Annotated in this window: 5 protein-coding genes and 2 pseudogenes; 2 read left to right on the plus strand and 5 right to left on the minus strand. The window is 61.3% G+C overall.

The features are described from left to right. Positions 1-111: 111 nt before the first annotated feature. From ACFPP6_RS36705 to ACFPP6_RS36190, 4 genes and pseudogenes are all read right to left on the minus strand, one after another. A complete protein-coding gene (locus ACFPP6_RS36705) occupies positions 112-591 on the minus strand; it encodes a transposase (protein ID WP_465269390.1) in 480 nt (159 codons plus the stop codon). Positions 592-714: 123 nt separating this feature from the next. Beyond that, positions 715-957 (minus strand): transposase family protein, encoded by a 243-nt coding sequence (locus ACFPP6_RS36710; protein ID WP_465269389.1) that lies wholly within the window; start codon positions 955-957, stop codon positions 715-717. 149 nt (positions 958-1,106) lie between these two features. After that, positions 1,107-1,386 (minus strand): annotated as a pseudogene (locus tag ACFPP6_RS36185) (transposase); the annotation flags it as partial. 42 nt (positions 1,387-1,428) lie between these two features. Continuing rightward, positions 1,429-1,749: a helix-turn-helix domain-containing protein gene (locus ACFPP6_RS36190; RefSeq protein WP_417802681.1), complete on the minus strand. Its 321-nt coding sequence runs from the start codon at positions 1,747-1,749 to the stop codon at positions 1,429-1,431. Positions 1,750-1,971: 222 nt separating this feature from the next. Here ACFPP6_RS36190 and ACFPP6_RS36195 point away from each other — a divergent pair, with 222 nt between their 5' ends. Next, complete coding sequence (locus ACFPP6_RS36195) at positions 1,972-2,367, plus strand: SSI family serine proteinase inhibitor (RefSeq protein ID WP_382051107.1); 396 nt, start codon at positions 1,972-1,974, stop codon at positions 2,365-2,367. Between the two features lie 910 nt (positions 2,368-3,277). Here the strand turns inward: ACFPP6_RS36195 and ACFPP6_RS36200 are convergent. Beyond that, on the minus strand, positions 3,278-3,415 hold the full coding sequence (locus ACFPP6_RS36200; protein WP_382051108.1) for a winged helix-turn-helix domain-containing protein: 138 nt from the start codon (positions 3,413-3,415) through the stop codon (positions 3,278-3,280). Positions 3,416-3,946: 531 nt separating this feature from the next. Here ACFPP6_RS36200 and ACFPP6_RS36615 point away from each other — a divergent pair. Beyond that, positions 3,947-4,113 (plus strand): annotated as a pseudogene (locus tag ACFPP6_RS36615) (IS256 family transposase); the annotation flags it as partial. Between the last annotated feature and the right edge of the window lie 1,128 nt (positions 4,114-5,241).

Below are 5,241 nucleotides of genomic sequence, written 5' to 3' on the forward strand. Positions count from 1 at the left end.
GCGGCCCGCCACCCGAGCGAATACCGACTCCAACTCCGCAGCCCAGCAATCAACTTCGCCCATCCCCACCATGACTGGTCAACGAGAACAACCAGCTCAGGACACGAATTCTCACTGGAGTACTAAGGGTGAGGTCACCCCTACGCTTAGCGCTGTGTAGCCAAGCTCTTTGATCGTGCGGAAGAGCTGGAGCGCGGGGGATGGCGGGGTCGGCGGCCCTGCTAATCTCGGAGGTGGTCGCGGTAGGGGCCAACGAGGGTGGGCCGGTAACGCGGGGCCCGGCGAAGGGCCCCGGTGCCCGGGCTCGTGCGTAACGCTTGACGGTGTTGAGGCGGCAGGCGCATTCGAGCAGACCGTGGACCCCTCGCCATAAGCCCCCGAGCCGTCATGGCAGACGAACTGGACGCCGAGATGCTCACGCAACCACGTCTTGAGTGTGTTCGCGCTGCGGCTGGGCAGTACGTCGATCCGCTCGCCGGTCTCAGCGTCGATCAGGATGGTGGCATAGCGGTGGCGCCGCCTCAGGGCAAAGTCGTCGACGTCAAGTACCCGCGAGCACGCGCAGCCGGGACACTGGTAGCGCGTCAGCATCCGCAGCGCGGTCAAGCGCGAGATCGCGACGACGAGGAATCGGGAAAGCGCCGGCACCCACCCGGCCGCTAGCTCTTTGGCGATATGACCGAGCTGGCCAGCCAGCCCGGTCCTGCGGCGCTGTTACCGCTCCAGCAGCCCGGGAAACTGCTGAAGGAAAGTCTGCCGCGGACAGCCCAGCACCGGGCAGACCAGGCGCCGCACCTGCGCCAACACTACGACTCGCCGGCCGTCCATCGGCAAGTCCGTCATCGTACGCTCGTGGAAGCCATGCACTCTTGCGGTCAGCGTCCCGCACTTCGAGCACGACACCACCCTCTGCCAGGTCCGCGCCGACAGGCGGATCATCTCACCCTGGTCCGTCATACTCTCAACGAACCAGTGCCGACAGCCCAAAAGGCACAGCCTTCACAAGCGAGTTAACGTCGCATGCGACGCCAACCATCCCAATCACGCTTCGTTACCACCCACTACGCGACAGAGCCAATCGAACGGTGTAACCACGGTATTCAGGGCTACTGACAGGCTGCGGAAAGGTGGCCGTCGAAGGTGATATCGAAGACGTTGAGGGCGGTTTTCCAGCGCATGTCCCCGGGCCTGGCCCTTGCCTGTGGGGTCCAGGGACATGATCGCCATGTAGACGCACTGCAGGGCAGCGGTCTCGTTAGGGAAGTGGCCGTATGCCTTGGCCGCTCGGCGGATCCTGACGTTCACGGACTCGATCGCGTTGGCCGCACAGACGATGCGGCGGATCTCCGTGTCGAACCACAAGAAGGGGATGAACTCCTCCCACGCTCCCACAGCCTCACGCACGGGTACTGATCGCGGACATCGCGTTCACAGAGAACCGGTTCCCGGTGCGGCGGACCACCGGCGTCGTCCCCTTGGCGCCCCAGGTACGGCCGGTGACCTGGTCTGAGCGGACCCCGATTTGGTCACCGAAGAAGACTTCACTGTTGTCCGACTTCGCCTTGGCCCGGATCGCTGGCCAGGTCTCCTCGCGCCAGACGCGGACCGCTTCCGCGCCTGCTCGACGGCCCGTTTATCTGGACGCTGGAAGGTCAGCCCCCATCGCTTGAGGTACTTGCCCACCCCAGGCTCGGTGAAGCGGACCCGATACAGCTTGAAGATCAGCTCGCCTATCTGCCCTGCGTCCACAACTGACCGGAAAGCCCCAAGACCACAGGTGGTGTGTCAAGAACGGTCTGCCGCACTGGGGAAGCCGTGAAGCCAGGCAAACTCCGCTCGATCACCCATCTGTAGGTGCCCACTTTTCTACTCTACTCCGAGTGCAATTTACCGAAATGGAGCCTAGTGGACTATCACCGTACCCTCCTCAAGGGGGTTTACATGGCAACACTCTCCATCCTTTCCATGTTAATGGCTACATCGGCATTTGCATCAAATGGCGAATGCACGAAATTACTCCTGACCGTCTCCCATTCGGGGATCAATCCCAATCCGCAGCCAGAGCATTTCTCATTCTTGACATGCCATCCGTCATCTGGCGATCATCCACGAGCTCACGACGCTTGCCTTGAGCTGGAAAGAGCTCAAGGCAATTTTGGCAAGCTCCAAGCAAAGGATGGGCCTTGTGCCAAAATTTATGCCCCAGTATTTGCGACAGCTGTAGGCGCATGGAAGGGGAGGATGGTTTCTTGGCGTCATTTATATGGGAATCGGTGCGAGATGGAGCTGGCTACCGGAAGTGTATTTGCCTTCCGTCACTTTTTAGACAGGGCTTCCTCAACCGCACGCAGCAGCGGGTTGCCGTAAGCCGAGGTTAGCCTTCTACGACGTTTATTATTTACAGAGGGTTAATGCTATTCCTGCACTCAAGGGGATTTTGTCGCCTTGTTGTGGTGTAGGGAAGTTGAGACGTGCCGGGCCGCAGACTCCGGGGGTGGAGCCGTCGTCGGGCGGTCGGCTGGGAGCAGCCGGTGATCTGATTCCAGATTGTGAAGCCTTCACTCGCTTCGGTTTGGCGTTTGGGGACGGTAAGCAGATGGTGGGCGGGGCCGGAAGCCGGGATGATATTATGGAGGAGGTGGAGAGGAAGAGTCCCGTTTGGGCTGCTTGTTCCTCTCCGGGAGGCTGTTGCCGCGGGTCGCCGAGGCAAGGACGGCATAGGTGGCGAGGCAGGCGGTTCACGGAAGCTGCTGACGTGGCCGACGTCGATGAGAATCCTGACTCCGATCCCAGACATGGACGTCAGGAAGCGCAGCGGACAGAGGCCTCGCGTCGTTACCCAGATTTTCTGCCTGTCACTTTCGCTCCCGCAGGAGGCAGATTCAAAGAAGCTCAGCCATATTGATCAGGAACTTGTTGGGTTCATTCGTCGAGGGTGTAGCGGATGTGTGGGGCTTTGAAGTAGCCGGTGATGACGTGGGACTGGCGCTGTCGGTGGTGGAAGAACCTGCGGGTCTCGGCGGCGAGTTCGGCCTGGTTCCTGGCCCGATGGGTGTGGGGGAGGCTGCGTTTGAGGCCGACGCAGCTCGATCTCGTCCTCGTGGGCAGCGAGCCAGGTCCGGACAGCCTTCGAGCGGTGGGCTGAGTGTCGGTCGACGATCAGGTGGGCCTTCCTCTTGAAGTGCCCCGACGATCCGGGCGAGGAAGCAGCACATGACCTTCGCATCGAACGATTCGGTGAAGACTATGAAGTACATCCGGCCACGATCTCACCGTTCTATGCCTTCGACCAGGCCCGGATCGCCGGCCAGGTCTCCTCGCGCCAGATCCGGGCTGCTTCCGGATCCTGCTCGACGGCCCGCTTGTCCGGTCGCTGGAAGGTCAGCCCCCACCAGACGTGCGCCGCCGCCGGTATTCAGGTCAACAGCCCAGGTCACGGGGCTGGCCTCGGCCAGTGCGAGGACGTCGCCTATCAGCTCCAGCAGTTCGGGCGTTGCTGGGAATCTGGCGGGAGAGCACCTTCGTACCGTCCGTGTCGATCACCTGCAGTGGTGCGCGGCCTTGCCAGTATCCGTCCCCGCCCAGAGTTCGGGAACCCGAGCCTCCCTCGTCGATGGGTTGATTGGTCGCCCAGACGACCACGCCGACGTGTCCTTGCGAAGCAATCTCTGTTCGCTCATCCCAATAAGTGGCCATGTCGTCGCGGTGCACTAGGTTCATCGTCCACGATCCACGGCCGCCTGCTCACAGCACCAGGAACAGCCGAAGCACCCCTGACGTCACGGCTTACCAAACTCAACAAGATCATGTTACGAGCTCTGGGCGACCAATCAGTCAAAGCCATACCTACGGCATGAGCATTTTTAGCCGCGCCCAGGGCCCTGGGTCTCCCGGTCGCACGAAGGACCGGAATCAACCCGCCAACACGGACCAGCGGGCGGCATAGGCCTGCGGACATTTCCCGAATGAGACCGCCCTCAAACGGCTTATCTCGCCACCATCGCTCTCGGTCCCACCGGCCGTGGCCGCCAGCGCTGGAACAACCGCCGGAAAGTCGCCTTTAACGAATTCGACGGCCTCTTCGACGGCCGCCTCACCGCCAATCAGGTATAGACCCGATAGCCCAACAAACAGCCTGTAGGCAAAACAGGCGAATCGCACCTAATTCATGACAGCCCTCCGAGACCCATTGACCGTACAGATCCGTAAACTAGAGAATGGAATATTCTGTGGTTGGGGTTATTTTTCATTTTTGGCAAGGGGTGGCACTTATTGGCGCCACAGTACTGGGTGCGGGTTTGTCGCTTCCAGCCGGTTTCGATGCTGAAGGATCCTGTAAGCCCGGGGCCGGTAATGTTACGACCTGTACCTGGACGGGCAATGGAACCTGGAAGGTGCCATCTGGCGTGAAGGGTTTAACCCTTACTGTGGTGGGTGGCGGTGGTGGCGGTGGCGGGATGGCCTATGGCCGCGGCCATGCAGGAGGCGGGGGCGGCGGTGCGCTGATCAAGTGCAATATGCCGGTCGATGATGGATATGAAAATGTGCTGTACATCGTTGTCGGTACTGGCGGCGGCCCTGGAGGGCGCGATATGAGCCGTGATAGCGGTGGAAGCGGTGGAAGCGGTGGAAGCGGTGGAAGCGGTATTATTAGTGGAGATTCCGGGGCCACAGGGATTGATCAAGGGGCTCCTGGTGGAGGAGGAGGTGGCGGGACTAGCTCGGTTAGCACCTTCGACTCAGCGACGGGGAAATGGGCCGACACGAGGGTGAGAGCCGTGCGGGTTTCGGCTGGAGGCGGGGGTGGGGGCGGGGGCCAAGGAAGGAACGGCGGGAGGGGCGGGGACGGCGGAACGACATTGAGTATCGGTTCCCGCAGCGGTGGTGGAGCTAAGGGCGGTGGAGCTAAGGGGGGCATCGGAATGGGCGCTGGAACGGGCCAGGAGCATTCCAACTGCGGTAGCTGGAAAAGTACTCGTAGTGCGGGTGGTAATGGTAAGGACCAGGTTGGTGGTTCTGGGCCATCTAATGTACCCGCCACTTGTCCCCGCGATGCCGGGCAAGGTGGGCGAATGGACCAGCAAGGGAAGCCAGGGTGTGTGGTTATCTCCTACTAAGAGGACGTCTGGTTCGCGTAGTTCATGAGTGATTGCGTTTTATGCGTCTCGCCAGGTAGAGGTGGATTCTCCGGTTGCTCGCTTGGCCAGGTTGGCGATGGCGGCGAGGCGGATCATGCTCTCG

Source organism: Streptomyces aureoversilis (genome assembly GCF_042657885.1).
Taxonomy (GTDB): domain Bacteria; phylum Actinomycetota; class Actinomycetes; order Streptomycetales; family Streptomycetaceae; genus Streptomyces; species Streptomyces aureoversilis.